The 13,184-nt window shown below is 69.7% G+C and carries 9 protein-coding genes; 4 read left to right on the plus strand and 5 right to left on the minus strand.

Going from position 1 to position 13,184, the window contains the following annotated elements:
• Positions 1–4 precede the first annotated feature (4 nt).
• Genes cynS through BDK63_RS05790 form a run of 4 tightly spaced genes read right to left on the minus strand, consistent with a single transcriptional unit; the run spans position 5 to position 3,684 of the window.
• Positions 5–445 (minus strand): cyanase, encoded by a 441-nt coding sequence (gene cynS / locus BDK63_RS05775; RefSeq protein ID WP_183330418.1) that lies wholly within the window; start codon positions 443–445, stop codon positions 5–7.
• A complete protein-coding gene (locus tag BDK63_RS05780) occupies positions 438–1,385 on the minus strand; it encodes an ABC transporter ATP-binding protein (protein ID WP_183330419.1) in 948 nt (315 codons plus the stop codon). The genes cynS and BDK63_RS05780 overlap by 8 nt, the downstream gene beginning before the upstream one ends.
• A gap of 15 nt (positions 1,386–1,400) precedes the next feature.
• Positions 1,401–2,261: a nitrate ABC transporter permease gene (gene ntrB / locus BDK63_RS05785; protein WP_183330420.1), complete on the minus strand. Its 861-nt coding sequence runs from the start codon at positions 2,259–2,261 to the stop codon at positions 1,401–1,403.
• Position 2,262: 1 nt separating this feature from the next.
• Positions 2,263–3,684 (minus strand): CmpA/NrtA family ABC transporter substrate-binding protein, encoded by a 1,422-nt coding sequence (locus BDK63_RS05790; RefSeq protein WP_183330421.1) that lies wholly within the window; start codon positions 3,682–3,684, stop codon positions 2,263–2,265.
• 292 nt (positions 3,685–3,976) lie between these two features.
• Here BDK63_RS05790 and BDK63_RS05795 point away from each other — a divergent pair, with 292 nt between their 5' ends.
• Positions 3,977–5,905 carry a sigma 54-interacting transcriptional regulator gene (locus tag BDK63_RS05795; RefSeq protein ID WP_183330422.1) on the plus strand — a complete coding sequence of 643 codons (1,929 nt, stop codon included), beginning with the start codon at positions 3,977–3,979 and terminating at the stop codon, positions 5,903–5,905.
• 10 nt (positions 5,906–5,915) lie between these two features.
• Here the strand turns inward: BDK63_RS05795 and BDK63_RS05800 are convergent, their stop codons facing one another.
• Complete coding sequence (locus tag BDK63_RS05800) at positions 5,916–6,830, minus strand: alpha/beta fold hydrolase (RefSeq protein WP_183330423.1); 915 nt, start codon at positions 6,828–6,830, stop codon at positions 5,916–5,918.
• 485 nt (positions 6,831–7,315) lie between these two features.
• Between BDK63_RS05800 and BDK63_RS05805 the strand changes: the two genes are divergently transcribed.
• The 3 genes from BDK63_RS05805 to BDK63_RS05815 are packed head-to-tail and all read left to right on the plus strand — an operon-like array spanning position 7,316 to position 13,123.
• A complete protein-coding gene (locus BDK63_RS05805; RefSeq protein WP_183330424.1) occupies positions 7,316–8,578 on the plus strand; it encodes an efflux RND transporter periplasmic adaptor subunit in 1,263 nt (420 codons plus the stop codon).
• A complete protein-coding gene (locus BDK63_RS05810) occupies positions 8,578–11,721 on the plus strand; it encodes an efflux RND transporter permease subunit (protein WP_183330425.1) in 3,144 nt (1,047 codons plus the stop codon). The genes BDK63_RS05805 and BDK63_RS05810 overlap by 1 nt, the downstream gene beginning before the upstream one ends.
• Positions 11,714–13,123: an efflux transporter outer membrane subunit gene (locus BDK63_RS05815; RefSeq protein ID WP_183330426.1), complete on the plus strand. Its 1,410-nt coding sequence runs from the start codon at positions 11,714–11,716 to the stop codon at positions 13,121–13,123. The genes BDK63_RS05810 and BDK63_RS05815 overlap by 8 nt, the downstream gene beginning before the upstream one ends.
• Positions 13,124–13,184: the final 61 nt, after the last annotated feature.

The following is a 13,184-nucleotide window of genomic DNA, read 5'->3' on the forward strand; positions in this document are numbered from 1 at the left end:
CCGTTTACCAGGACTTGTAGGGCAGGAACTTGCCGCTGAGGGTCAGCAGCACACGGTCGCCCTTGGGATCCTCGACCTTGTCGACCTCCATGGTGAAGTCGATGGCGCTCATGATGCCGTCGCCGAACTTCTCCTGGACCACGTCCTTGAGGGTCTCGCCGTAGACGCCCACCACCTCGTAGAGGCGATAGATGAAGGGGTCCTGGGGGATCGCCTCGTCCCAGGCCTTGGTGGGGAAGGCCTGGAGGGCCTCGGCGGCCTCGGCCTCGACGCCGAGGACATCGCACAGCTTGTGGGCGACCTCGTGGCTGGCGCTGTTCATGCCGTAGCAGGCGGAGGCCACCCAGACGGGTGACATGTTCACGGCGGTGGCGATATCGTCCCAGCTCATCTTCTTGCGGGCCTTGGCGGCGAGCAGGGTGTGGCGCATCTCGAGCTTATCCATGGTGCGTCTCCTTGGGAGTGAACTTGACCAGCTTGTCGGTGGCGGAAGCGGATGACGGGGCATCCGCGCTGTCGGAATCGGTCGCCGACTCGGCGACCGGATTGACCGCGCGCGGGTAGTGCAGGCCGCGGCGGTCGAGGTCGGCGGTGCGCAGCTCGCCCGAGCGATTCACCAGGAAATCGACCAGGTAGTTGCGGATCCGATAGAAGTGCGGGTGCTTGACGATCTCGGCCCGGGCGCGGGGCCGCGGCAGGTCGATCTCCACCGCCTCGGCGATGCGGGCCTGGGGTCCGTTGGTCATCAGGAAGATGCGATCGGCCAGCAGGATCGCCTCGTCCACGTCGTGGGTGATCATGAACACCGTCTGGCGGTCCTGGCCCCAGATCTTGACCAGCTCGTCCTGGATGACCCCGCGGGTCAGGTCATCCAGCGCGCCGAAGGGCTCGTCGAGCAGCAGCAGCTCCGGCTTGGTGGCGAAGGCCCGGGCGATGCTGACCCGCTGGCGCATGCCGCCCGAGAGCTGGGCCGGCTTGCGGTCCTCGACGCCCTTGAGCCCCACCATCTCCAGGTACTCGAGGCTGTGCTCGGTGACCCTGGCCTCGTCCCAGGCCTTCCAGCGGGCTCGGACCCCGAAGCGCACGTTCTCCAGGGCGGTGAGCCACGGCAGCAGGCTGTAGTTCTGGAACACCACGCCGCGCGCGAGGCTCGGGCCCTGGATCTCGCGGCCATCCATGATCATCGCGCCGTCACTCAGGCTGTCGAGCCCGGCCAGGGCGTTCATGATGGTCGACTTGCCGCAGCCGGAGTGGCCGATGATGCAGACGAACTCCCCCTTGTCGAGCTGGAAGCTGACGTTCTCGAAGACCGTCAGGTCCTCCTCGCCGCGGGCGCCGGGAAAGCGCTTGGCGGCCTGCTGGACTTCCACGAAGGCATGACTCATGTCTTTCTCCCGGGGTTATTCCTGATAGGTGACCAGTCGCGCGACCGCCGACAGCGCCAGGTCGAGCAGCATGCCCACCACGCCGATCATCAGGATCGAGAAGATCACGCTGGTCAGGTCGAGGTTGTTCCACTCGTTCCACACGTAGTAGCCGATGCCGGTGCCGCCCACGAGCATCTCGGCGGCCACGATCACCAGCCAGGCGATGCCGATGGAGATGCGCATGCCGGTGAGGATGGTCGGGGCCGCGGCGGGCAGGATCACCTTGAAGGCGGTCTTCATCGGCGAGAGTTCGTGGGTGCGGGCCACGTTGACCCAGTCCTGCCGCACGCCGGCCACGCCGAAGGCGGTATTGAGCAGCATCGGCCAGATCGAGCAGATGAAGATCACGAAGATCGCCGAGGCCTCGGAGTCGCGGATGATGAACAGCGCCAGGGGCATCCAGGCCAGCGGCGAGATCGGGCGCAGCACCTGGATGTAGGGATTGAGCGCCTTGTACATCAGCGGCGACATGCCGATCAGAAAACCGATCGGGATGGCGATCACCGCGGCCATCAGGTAGCCGGAGAGCACCCGGTAGAGCGAGTAGCCCAGCTGGATGCCGATCCCCTTGTCGTTGGGGCCGGCGTCATAGAAGGGGTTGGAGAGCTCCTCCCAGGCCCGCTCGAGGATCTGCGAGGGGGGCGGCACCCTGGCCATCTCGTCGGCGCCGCCCATCAGCAGCTCGTACTCGCTGAGCTCGGCGCCGGCGCCCCCCATCACCGGCGTGCGGTTGAGCCCCTCCCACAGCCCCAGCCCGGCGACCAGGATCAGCACGGCCAGCAGCGCGGCGCGGATGTTGAGGCTGAACTTCCATTCGGTGGTGGTGCGGTCCATGTCAGCTCCTCCGGATGTCGAAGCTCTCGAGGTAGGCCTCGGGCTGGGTGTAGTCGAAGGTCTTGCCCATGATCTGGTAGTTGCGCGCCGTCTCCTCCGGGGCGTCATAGCCGAGCTCGCGCATCACCGCCGCGGCATCGGTGGCCAGGTAGACGTCGCGGGCCACCTGCTGGTAGTCCACGTGCCCCTCGATGTAGCCCCAGCGCTTCATCTGGGTGAGGATCCACACCGCCATGGAGTGCCAGGGGAAGGGATCGAAGTCGATGCGGTCGGGTACCCGTTGCACCTCGCCCAGGCCATCGGCAAAGGTGCCGGTCAGTACCTGCTCGATCACCGTGACCGGCTGGTTGAGGTAGTTGGTGGGGGCAATGGCCGCGGCGATCTCCGAGCGGTTCTCGGGGTTCGAGGAGTACTGGGTGGCGTCGATGATCGCCCGCAGCAGGGCGCCGTAGGTGTTGGGGTTCTCGGTGGCGAAGCGCTGGCTGGTGGCGAAGGCGCAGCAGGGGTGGCCGTCCCAGATCTCCTTGGTCAGCAGGTGGATGAAGCCGATGCGCTCGAACACCGCGCGCTGGTTGAAGGGGTCCGGCGAGAGGAAGCCGTCGATGTTGCCGGCGCGCAGGTTGGCGACCATCTCGGGGGGCGGGATCACCCGGATCTGGATGTCCTGGTCGGGGTCGAGGCCGTGCTCGGCGACGTAGTAGCGCAGCAGGAAGTTGTGCATCGAGTACTCGAAGGGCACGCCGAAGGTGAAGCCCTTCCACTGCCGGGGATCGCGCTTGTCCTGGTGGTCGTTGTGCAGCACGATCGCCTGGCCGTTGATGTTCTCCACGGCGGGCATGATGAAGGGCTCGGGGGTGGAGCCCGCGCCCAGCGTCATGGCCAGGGGCATCGGCGTCAGCATGTGGGCGGCGTCGTACTCGCGGTTGAGCGACTTGTCGCGGGCCACCGCCCAGCCGGCGGTCTTGATCACCGAGACGTCCAGGCCGTAGCGCTCATAGAAGCCCATGGGGTGGGCCATGATGATCGGCGTGGCACAGGTGATCGGCACGAAGCCCACGTCCAGGCGGGTCTTCTCCAGCGGGCCCAGGTCCTCCTTCACGGCGGCCTTGATGGCGTCCATGGGGAACAGGCTGGCCAGGGCGGCGGCCACGGTGCCGCCGCCCACCAGCTTCATGAACTGGCGGCGGTGCATGTCGCTGTGGCCGAACATGCCGCGGACCAGGGCGCTCTCCACCATCCGGTCCATCATCGCCTCCTGCTGCGACGGGGCGGAGGATGCCGGGGCGTCGGCGCCGTCCGAGGCGGAGAGCGTGGCGGCCGCCCGCTGCTCGTCGGTGCAGGTCGCACAGTCGCAGCCGCGTCCATGGACCAGGGACTGCCGGTGATCGAAGGGGTTACCCAGACTGTTGTGGTCGTTGTTCATGGTCGTCTCGCTTCGCTGGTGCAGGGGAGGGCCACTCATGCTCCGGACCGGTGCAACGGGATCGCGGATGGGCCGTTCACGCATAAACCTGCGAAGCCCGTGCCATGTCGGGCTTGCCGATGAATAGCGATGGTTTTTCATGGGCTTGGCAGTCGATCTCACCCGGCGTGCCCGGCTGGCCAGCGGTGACGAGATCTCGCCAATGACGAGATCTCGCTGAAATCCTGACGATTTCTCGTCATTGGCCCGGGGATTGTATGGGTGAGGCATCCGTCCCGATGCGAGTGCCGTCATGCCCCTGCCCGATGCTCCCCCGCCATCCCTCGTCCAGGAGGCCTTCGCCCGGGCGCCCCAGGCGCTGGTGGTGATCGACCCGGTGGCCGACCGGCTGCTGGGTGCCAATGCGGCGGCCTGCCGGCTGCTGGGCGGCGAGGCCGAGGCCCTCTGCGGGCTCCCGTTCAGCCATCGGCTGGGCGCCTCGCTGCCGCTGTGGGTCAGCTTCACCGACGAGGCCCTCACCCGGTCCACCGCCTGGTCGGACGACCTGGTGGTCCTCGACCTCAAGCGCCAGCCCCGCCACGTGGAGGCCCAGGCCCAGACGCTGGACGAAGGGCGGCTGCTACTGACCCTGGTCGATCGCCAGAAGGCCGAGCAGCGCCGCGCCAGGGCCGACCTGCGGCGCCAGCACCGGCGCGGCCAGGTGGGCTGGGAACGGGTCGAGCAGGTGTTCGAGCGCATCGAGCGGCAGAACCAGCTGATCCTCGGCGCCGCGGGGGAGGGGATCTATGGCCTGGACGCCGAGGGCCGCACCACCTTCGTCAACCCGGCCGCCGAGCGGATCCTGGGCTGGAGCAGCGAGGACATGGTGGGTCACGATGCCCACCAGCTGTTCCACCATACCCAGGCCGATGGCCGCCACTTTCCGGTGCAGCAGTGCCCGATCCATGCCTCCTTCAGCGACGGCCAGGTGCACCGGGTCGACGACGAGGTGTTCTGGCACAAGAACGGTGAGGCGATCCCGGTGGAGTACACCAGCACGCCGATCTTCGAGATGGGGCGGCTGGTGGGGGCCGTGGTGCTGTTCCGCGACATCTCGGAGCGCAAGCGGGCCGAGCAGCAGCTGCGCGATGCCCTGGCCGAGGTGGAGTCCCTCAAGCAGCGCCTGGAGCTGGAGAACCAGTACCTGCAGGAGGAGATCAAGGCCGAGTTCAACCATCGCGAGATCGTCGGCGAGAGCGCCGCCGTGGCCCACCTGGTGCGCCAGATCGCGCTGGTGGCGCCCACCGATGCCAACGTGCTGATCAGCGGCGAATCGGGGACCGGCAAGGAGCTGATCGCCCGAGCCATCCATGCCGGGGGCCCACGCGGCGGCCGCCCGCTGATCCGGGTCAACTGCGCCGCCATCCCCCGCGATCTCTTCGAGAGCGAGTTCTTCGGCCACGTGAAGGGCGCCTTCACCGGGGCGGTCAACGACCGGCCGGGCCGCTTCGAGCTGGCCGATGGCGGCACCCTGTTCCTCGATGAGGTGGGCGAGATCCCCCTCGAGCTGCAGGGCAAGCTGCTGCGCGTGCTGCAGGAGCAGCAGTTCGAGCGGGTCGGCGACAACCGCACGCGGCAGGTGGATGTGCGGGTGATCGCCGCCACCAACCGCGAGCTGCGCGAGATGGTCGCGGCGGGGACGTTTCGCGAGGACCTCTACTTCCGCCTCAATGTCTTTCCGATCGCCTCGGTGCCGCTGCGCGAGCGCAGCGAGGACGTGCCCCTGCTGGCGCGGCACTTCCTGATCCGCGCCTGCCAGAAGTTCAACAAGCCCGGGGTGCGCATCCCCCCGTCCCAGCTGGAGGTGCTCAAGCGCTACCCCTGGCCGGGCAACATCCGCGAGCTGGAGAACGTGATCGAGCGCCAGGTGATCGTCGCCCAGGGCCGCGTGCTGGCCTTCGACGACCTGAGCCCGGCCGCCGGTCCGCCGCTGGCCGGCCCGTCCAGCGCCGAAGCTGCCCCGTCGACCCGGCAGGCACCGGCGCCGGCCGAACCCGCGCTGCTCACCGAGCACGAGCTGGCGAGCCGCCAGCGCGAGAATGCGCTGGCGGCGCTGCGCGCCTGCGGCGGCAAGGTGTCGGGGCCGGGCGGGGCCGCCGAGCGGCTGGGCGTCAAGCCCACGACCCTGCGCTCGCGCCTCAAGGCATGGGCGATCGACCCCCGGGATGTCAGAGCGTCATGACGGTCGTGACTTATCCCTTGAGTCGCGCGAGCAGGCGCTGCCACCAGCGGCGGGCGGGTGCCTCCGGCGTGGCCGGCATCAGGGCCTCCCTCGGCCGTGCGAGGAAATCGGCGATGGGGTCGACCTGGGCCGCCCGGTCGAGCATGGGGGCATGGCCGCAGCCGGGGACCTCCAGCGTGACCAGGCCCGGCTGGGCCTCGGCCATCTTCGCCACGCTGTCGTGGCGCAGCAGGGGCGAGTCGGCGCCGCGCACCACCATCAGCGGGCAGCGGATGGCCCGCCAGTCGGCCCAGGTATCGCGGGGGGTGTCGTGGATGAATTGCTCGCCGATGCGGGGATCGTAGTGGTAGGTCCAGCTGCCGTCGGGCAGCCGGCGTGCGCTGCCCAGGGCCAGCCGCCGCCAGGCGTCGTCGCTGTCGATGCCGAACCCGGCATAGTGGCGGCGCAGCTCGGCCTCCAGGTCGCCGAAGCGGGTGAAGCGGTGGGGCGCGGCGAAGTAGCGGCCCAGGTCGGCGAGGCCCTGGGGGTCCAGCTCCGGTCCCACGTCGTTGAGCACCAGCCGCTCGATGCGCGGGGCCGTCTCGGGGTCCGCCGCCAGCAGCATGCCGATCAGCCCGCCCATGGAGGTGCCCACCCAGGGCACGCTGTCGAGCCCGAAGTGGTCGAGCAGGGCGATCGCCAGGGCCGTGTAGCGCGAATAGAGGTAGTCGTGGGCGGGGAAGAGCGGCCAGCCCGAGAGGCCCCGTCCCGGGGTGTCGGGGGCGAGCACTCGCCAGCCGGGACCCAGTGCCCGGGCGAAGTCCTCGAAGTCGCCGCCGTGGCGGGCCAGGCCGTGCCAGGCCACGACCGTCCGGGGTGCCTCGGGGTGCCAGACGCGCACCGCGACCTCCAGCTGTTCGACCTTCACCAGTTCCAGCGCATCCATGGGCGACTCCCTGCGGCGGTTCATGCGGCAAGGCAGCATAGCCGACCCGTGGCGCCAGTTCGAGGCCGCCGGAAGGGTCAGTGGCCGCAGGCCAGGTCTCGGGGCTCCGGCAATCCTTTACAGGACTTGAACAAATGACCTTGGTTGTCTAGGATTCAAGACAGGGAGGCATAAGCCCCTCCCGGCTTGAACGACGTACTCCGCGTTACTGTTTCAAGCTCCGTCTGCAATCCCCTGCTTTATTCCGCCCTTGCCCCGAGGGCGGTTTTTTTTTGCAAGGCAAGCCGAGGGCAGGATGCGCGGGCGGCGACTATGCTGCAATGCATTATTTCGCCGCGTTCGGCGGTGCCGGCAAGTAGGAAAGATTCTCGGGTGGCTAGTATACATACATGAATGTAGCTATAATTGCCCGCTGTTCTCGAACCCCTGACGGCGCGCCCCGGCGGTGAGCGTGCCCGACGACACGACCCTGAGTGGAGGCATTCATGCGATTGGTACCCCCGGTGGGGCTCGCGCCCCTGAGATCCCTGGCGCTGGTGGGCCTGATGGCCGTTGGCCTGGCTGCCTGCGGGCAGGACAACGGCGATCAGGCCGGCGGTCCCATGGGCGGCGGTGACCGTCCGCCGCCTCCCGTGGTGGTGGTGGGCGTGGAACCGCAGAGCGTGGAGGTGATCGAGGAGTATGCCGGGCGGGCCCGGGGCTCCCGCGAGGTCGAGGTGCGCGCCCGGGTCGACGGCATCCTCGAGGAGCGCCTCTACACCGAGGGCCAGGTGGTCGAGGAGGGCGCGGCGCTGTTCCGTATCGATCGTGAGCCCTACGAGATCGCCCTCACGCGCGCCGAGGCCGAGCGGGCCAACGCCCAGGCCGAGCTGAACCAGGCCAACCGCGAGTGGCAGCGGATCTCGACCCTGTTCAACCAGAATGCGGTCAGCGAGCGCGAGCGGGACAGCGCCCTCTCCGCCCGCGAGCTGGCCCAGGCGCGCCTGGCACTGACCGAGACCGGCGTGGCCAATGCCGAGCTCAACCTCAGCTACACCGAGGTGCGCGCGCCGCTGGCCGGGTTGACCGGCCTCGAGAGCTTCCCCGAGGGCAGCCTGATCGAGCGCGGCACCCTGCTGACCAGCGTGACCCAGCAGGACCCCATCCACGTGCGCTTCTCGCTGCCGGAGCGCGACGCCGCCCTGCAGCGGGCCGCCCGCCGGGCCATGAGCAACGCCGAGGCGGAGGCGCCCCGCGAGGCCTGGCTGACCCTGCCCGACGGCAGCGAGTACGCCGAGCCCGGCCTGCTCGACTTCACCGACAGCACCATCGACCCGCGCACCGGCAGCGTCTCGGCGCGGGCGGTGTTCCCCAACCCGGAGGGCATGGTGGTGCCCGGCCAGTTCGTGCGCGTGCGGGTGCTGGTGCAGGAGCTCGACGAGGTCTTCCTGGTGCCCCAGGAGGGGGTCGGCCAGGGGCCCGAGGGGCCGCGGGTGTTCGTGGTCGAGGAGGAGACCGCCCAGGCGCGCAACGTCGAGCTGGGCCCCATCGTCGACGGCCGCCAGGTGGTGCTGTCGGGCCTCGAGGCCGGCGATCGCATCGTGGTCAGCGGCCTGGTGACCCTGCAGGACGGCATGGCCGTGCAGGCCAGCGAGGCGGAGTCCGCCGATGAGGTCGATGGCACCGAGACGGCCGCCGAGGCGCTGCCGGACGACGCGGAAGAAGCCGATGAAGCTGATGAAGCGGACGACGCCGACGAGGAGGCATGATGCTCAGGTTCTTCATCGATCGGCCGATCTTCGCCTCGGTCATCTCCATCATCATCATGCTGGCCGGCCTGGCGGCGCTGCGCGCCCTGCCGGTGGAGCAGTACCCCGACGTGGTGCCGCCCCAGGTGGTGGTCCAGGCCGCCTATCCCGGGGCCAGCGCCGAGGTGATCGCCGAGGCGGTGGCCGCGCCGCTGGAGCAGGAGATCAACGGCGTCGACAACATGCTCTACATGGAGTCGACCTCCACCGATTCCGGCAGCCTGCAGATCACCGTCTCCTTCGAGATGGGCACCGACCCGGACCAGGCCGCCATCAACGTCAACAACCGCGTGCAGGCCGCCACCGCGCGGCTGCCCCAGCAGGTGCGCGACCAGGGCGTGCGGGTCGAGGCGCGCTCCAGCAACATCCTGATGGTGCCGGTGCTGTTCTCCCCGGACGGCAGCCGCGACGTGCTGTTCATGTCCAACTATGCGCTGCTCAACGTGCTCGACGAGCTGGTGCGCATTCCCGGGGTCGGCGACGCCTCGCTGTTCGGCGCCCAGGACTACTCCATGCGCATCTGGCTGTCGCCGGACAAGCTGGCCCAGTATGACCTGACGCCCAACGACGTGGCCGCGGCGATCCGCGAACAGAACGCCCAGTTCGCCGCCGGCAGCCTCGGTGCCGAGCCGTCACCCCCGGGGCAGGCCTTCACCTTCTCGGTGACCACCCGCGGCCAGCTCTCCGACCCCGCCGAGTTCGAGTCGATCATCCTGCGCGCCGAGCAGGATGGCAGCACCCTGCGGCTGGGCGACGTGGCCCGCGCCGAGCTGGGCTCACAGAACTACGCCTTCTCGGCCACCTACAACGGCCAGAACGCCGTGCCCATGGGCGTCTACCTGCAGCCGGGCGCCAATGCCCTGGAGACCGCCGAGGCGGTGCACGAGACCCTGGCGGGCATGTCCGACCGCTTCCCCGAGGGGCTCACCTACACGGTGCCCTACGACACCACCGAGTTCGTCGAGATCTCCATCCGCGAGGTGTTCATCACCCTGCTGATGGCGGTGGGGCTGGTGGTGGTCGTCACCTTCCTGTTCCTCCAGCACTGGCGCGCCACCCTGATCCCGGTGGCGGCCATTCCCGTGTCGCTGATCGGCACCTTCGCCGGCATGCTGGCCTTCGGCTTCTCGGTCAACCTGCTGACGCTGTTCGGCCTGGTGCTGGCCATCGGCATCGTGGTGGACAACGCCATCATCGTGCTGGAGAACGTCGACCGGCTGATCAACGAGAAGGGCATGAAGGCCCGCGAGGCCTCCATCGAGACCATGAAGCAGGTGGCCGGCGCGGTGGTCGCCTCGACCCTGGTGCTGGTGGCGGTGTTCGCGCCGGTGACCTTCCTGGGCGGCCTGACCGGCGAGCTCTATCGCCAGTTCGCGGTCACCATCGCCGTCTCCGTGGTGGTCTCCGGGGTGGTGGCGCTGACCCTGACCCCGGCCATGTGTGCGCTGCTGCTGGACAAGCAGTCCCATACCGTGGCGAAGCCCTTCCAGTGGTTCAATGCCGGGTTCGACCGGCTCACCGCCGGGTTCGGCTGGCTGGTCGGCAAGCTGCTGCGCCACGCGGTGATCGGCATCGTGCTGTTCATCGGGGTGATCGCCGCCACGCTGTTCTCCATGTCGCGCCTGCCGCCCGGGCTGGTGCCCCAGGAGGACCAGGGCGTGGCGCTGGTGGTCTACCAGCTGCCCCAGGTCTCGGCGCTGCCGCGCACCGAGGCGGTGCGCGACCAGGTCTCGGCGATGCTGCTGGAGATGGACGAGGTCGACGAGTTCACCTCCTTCGCCGGCTTCGACATCATCGCCGGCGCACTGCGTTCCAACACCGGCGTGGGCTTCGCCAACCTGGCCGACTGGAGCGAGCGGGAGGGCCCCGGCCAGGACGCCCAGTCACTGACCGGCCGGATCATGGGCATGGGCGGCGGCATTCCCGAGGCGCTGGTGATCTCCTTCGCCCCGCCGCCGATCATGGGCCTGTCGCTGACCGGCGGGGTCGAGGGCTACCTGCAGGTGCGCGGCGAGACCACGCCCCAGGAGATGGCCGAGCTGGCCGGCCGCCTGGCCGCTGTCGCCAACGAGCGCCCCGAGCTGACCAACGCGCGTACCACCCTGGACACCTCGATCCCGCGCTACCGTGCCGAGCTGGACCGCGAGAAGGCGCGCGCCATGGGCGTGCCGGTCAACGAGGTCTTCGCCAGCATGCAGAGCACCTTCGGCTCGCTCTACGTCAACGACTTCACCCTGGCGGGCCGCAACTGGCAGGTGAACCTGCAGTCGGAGGGCGAGTTCCGCAGCCAGCCCGAGGACCTCAACCGGGTCTTCGTGCGCTCGGAGACCGGCGAGATGATCCCGCTCTCCTCGGTGGTGACCCTGAACCGCGAGTCCGGGGCGGACATCCTCAACCGCTACAACGTCTACTCGGCCGCCAAGTTCCTGGCCGATGCGGCGCCCGGCTACACCACCGGCCAGGCCAAGGCGGCCATGGAAGAGGTGGCCGCCGAGGTGCTGGCGAGCGGCAACGTGATGCTCGGCTGGACCGGCGAGGCCTACCAGCTCGACGCCGCGGCCGGCGCCGGCGGCCTGGCCTTCGGCCTGGGCCTGCTGATGGTGTTCCTGATCCTGGCTGCCCAGTACGAGCGCTGGTCGCTGCCCCTGGCGGTGGCCACGGCGGTGCCCTTCGGGGTGCTGGGGGCGGCGCTCGCCGCCATGCTGCGCGGCTTCCCCAACGACATCTACTTCCAGGTGGGCCTGCTGGTGCTGATCGGCCTGGCGGCCAAGAACGCCATCCTGATCGTGGAGTTCGCCGCCCAGAACCGCCGCGAGGGCAAGAGCTCCACCGAGGCCGCCCTGGCCGCCGCCCGCCAGCGCTTCCGGGCGATCCTGATGACGGCCCTGACCTTCATCATCGGCACCCTGCCGCTGGTGTTCGCCAGCGGTGCCGGTGCCAACAGCCGCCAGGAGATCGGCACCGTGGTGGTGGGCGGCATGATCCTGGCCAGCTCGCTCGCGCTGATCTTCGTGCCGCTGGCCTACAAGGTGATGGAGGACCTGGCCAGCTGGCGCCGCGGCCGCCGGGCGGACCGGGCCCGGAAGGAGACGACCCATGCGTAAGGCCATGCCTGTGCTGCTGCTCTCCACCGCCCTGCTGGCCGGCTGTGCCGTGGGGCCCGACTACCGGGCCCCGGCACTCGACCTGCCCGAGCAGTGGCCCGACCACGTGCTGCTCGGCGACGAGGCCCGCGCCGACTGGCAGCAGTGGTGGCGCCAGTTCGAGGACCCGCACCTGGATGCCCTGGTGGCGCGGGCGGTGGACGACAACCTGGAGCTGCGACTGCAGCTGGCGCGCATCCAGGAGGCCCGGGCGAGGCTCGGGCTGGCCCGCGCCGAACAGCTGCCCTCGGTCAATGCCCAGGCCGAGGCGTCCCGGGAGCGCACCCCGGGGACCCTGTCGCCCTTCGGGGAGAGCACCGACAACACCTTCTCCCTGGCCGGCGTGCTCGACTACGAGCTGGACCTCTGGGGTCGCCTGGCCCGCGAGCGCGAGGCCGCCGAGGCCCAGCTCGAGCAGAGCGCCTTCGCCCACGACGCGGTGCGCCTCAACGTCATCGCCGACGTGGTGGCCACCTACTTCGACCTGCGCAGCGCCCAGCGCCAGCTGCGCATCACCGAGGCGACGGCGGAATCCCGCGAGGAGACCTTCCGGCTGGAGCAGCTGCGCTTCGACGTGGGCGAGAGCGACGAGCTGGCCCTGCGCCAGGCCCAGTCGGAGCTGGAGTCGACCCTCGCCCAGCTGCCCTCCCAGCGCGAGCGGGTGAGGGTGCTGGAGGGGGCGCTGGGACTGCTGGTGGGGATGACGCCCGCCGAGCTGATGGCCGAGCTGGACTATGGCGACACCCGCCTGGAGGCGATCGCCCTGCCCGACGGCGTGCCGGCGGTGCTGCCCTCGGCGCTGCTGGCTCGCCGTCCCGACATCCGCTCCGCCGAGGCGGGGCTGATCGCTGCCAATGCCGGCATCGGGGTGGCCGAGGCGAGCCGCCTGCCGCGCTTCAACCTGGGCGGGCTGCTCGGCACGGCGGCCGGCGACGCCGGTGACCTGTTCACCTCGGCGGCCGGCACCTGGGGGCTCTCCGCCACGGTGATGGGGCCGCTGTTCGACTTCGGGCGCAGCGCCTCGCGCATCGACACCGCCGAGGCCCTGGCCGAGCAGGCGGAGATCCAGTATCGCGCCACCGTGGCCCAGGCCTTCAACGAGGTGCGCAACGCCCTGGTCACCTACGAGACCAGCGGCGAGCGGGTCGAGGCGACGCGCCACCAGGTGGCGGCCTTCGAGCGGACCCTGGAACTGGCCGAGGTGCGCTACCGGGAGGGCTTCGTCGGCTTCATCGAGCTGCTCGATGCCCAGCGCGCGCTGCTCGCCGCGGAGCTGGCGCTCTCCGAGGCGATGCGCGACCGCCTGACCGCCACCGCCACGCTGTTCAAGGCGCTGGGCGGCGGCTGGCAGGTCGACGGCTGAGTCGAGATGGCCGCTCACCTCGTGCGCGGGCGCGCTACGCTCGCGGACGACTATCCTGCTG

Source organism: Halomonas campaniensis, from assembly GCF_014193375.1.
GTDB classification, from domain to species: domain Bacteria; phylum Pseudomonadota; class Gammaproteobacteria; order Pseudomonadales; family Halomonadaceae; genus Halomonas; species Halomonas campaniensis.